The sequence below is a fragment of the Microcystis sp. genome (genome assembly GCF_048564745.1).
Classification (GTDB): domain Bacteria; phylum Cyanobacteriota; class Cyanobacteriia; order Cyanobacteriales; family Microcystaceae; genus Microcystis; species Microcystis ichthyoblabe_A.
Genome location: NZ_JBLZRT010000098.1, coordinates 1 through 1105, shown reverse-complemented (window position 1 = coordinate 1105; position 1105 = coordinate 1). Strand labels below are relative to the sequence as shown.

General features: G+C 36.7%; 1 protein-coding gene. It reads right to left on the bottom strand.

Annotated features, from left to right (window positions below; genetic code table 11):
- Window positions 1-341: 341 nt before the first annotated feature.
- Window positions 342-1034 (bottom strand): hypothetical protein, encoded by a 693-nt coding sequence (locus ACOCD9_RS11550; RefSeq protein ID WP_287700650.1) that lies wholly within the window; start codon window positions 1032-1034, stop codon window positions 342-344.
- Window positions 1035-1105 lie beyond the last annotated feature (71 nt).

The window sequence follows — 1105 nt, the reverse complement described above, 5'->3', positions numbered from 1 at the left end:
TGGTAGAAGAATCAGAACTAACTTCTTCAACCAAAATAACTACCTCAACAGTTTGTCCTACAGTCAGCTCTGGAGATTCAATTTCAATTCTATTTCCCGGTAGGACTTTTGCTGTCCTGTACAAAGTTGATTTAACCATTTTAAGCCTTCTCTTTAAGTATTGTCGTTAATATAGCTTATTAAGATCGGCGACCGCACTTTAACCCACAGTTTCAATCAATGTGCATGGTGCGTTTCCAAAAATCTATTAGTGGAGCAGTAGGAGCCACATTAGGGAACGCACCCTACAAAATTGCGATCTACTACTCAAGACTACTCGGTAGTCCTCTCGAATCGGGTTGTTAGGTATTACTGTCAGAAATTTTTCTCAACTGATCTTTGATATCATCTGGCATTCCCCATGAATATTCATCAATGATCCTCTTTAGGATTCTCTTTCTTGCCTCTGGATTTGAAAAGTTACCCCTCTCTTTTCTAAGCAAATTAGAAATTTCATATACATTGTGATATGTGGGAAAGGATTTTTCCGCAGCCTCAAAAGCTTTAAGAGCATCATCAAATTTCTTCTCACGTAAGTACAAGAACCCCTCTCTTTCCTTTTCGGCAGCAACTTGAGCAGAACTCTTTTCTTTTTGAATCACGGCAATACCTTCATTTCCTACTTTCTGAAGTTTTTGATCAGGAGAATTTGTGAATCCTCTAAAAAGTCTTTCTGATTCACCCTCTGTAAGAGTGAGCCTTATCAAATTTATTGTAAGAGTTTGTTTTTTTGAGTCATTACTTTCTAAATCTTGAAAAAGAGTTTTTACAAATGTGTATCGGCTAGTTCTTTCTTTTAATGCCTCGATATCCGCTGTTCTCTGTTTAAAGATTGCTTCAAGTTCTTGCCCTCTTTCTTTCAATCTTTGATCGGCTGCATCAATTTGCCATTTTGTATAGGTATTAAAGACTGTCAATACTATGGTGATTACAGAAGAAACTACACCAATCAAAGCCGTAATTTTGCCAGTTGATATATTCTGCTCAGCAGTCATGTGTGTTTTCCTTTCATAAACTTAATAAGTCAGCTAACTATATATTATACGGAAACTTTTGGCATATCACC